This window comes from Xenorhabdus bovienii (assembly GCF_024721015.1).
Lineage (GTDB): Bacteria > Pseudomonadota > Gammaproteobacteria > Enterobacterales > Enterobacteriaceae > Xenorhabdus > Xenorhabdus bovienii.
This window is the reverse complement of sequence record NZ_JANAIF010000476.1, coordinates 1-241: the sequence shown is the minus strand read 5'-3', so window position 1 is coordinate 241 and position 241 is coordinate 1. Positions and strand designations below refer to the sequence as shown.

The window sequence follows — 241 nt, the reverse complement described above, 5'->3', positions numbered from 1 at the left end:
ACTTGATGATACATTAACAATTCGGGGCGCAGGAGACTTTTTCAGCAGGTCAATGAAAGCCTGGGTTACCCTCACAACACCATATAAATTAGTTTCAAATACTTGTTTAAACTGGTCAATACTTGCTTCGAGTGCTGACTGAGGAAAACCGCCGTTGATACCTGCATTATTAATCAGCGCATCAAGTACTTCGGTTTTTTCACCTATCAGCTTACGTGCCGCCAAAACCGATTCACTATTG

General features: G+C 41.9%; 1 protein-coding gene. It reads right to left on the bottom strand.

Features of this window, described 5'->3' with window-relative positions:
* On the bottom strand, positions 1-241 hold a 241-nt coding region (locus tag NXS07_RS22750; RefSeq protein WP_258087698.1), incomplete at both ends, for an SDR family NAD(P)-dependent oxidoreductase.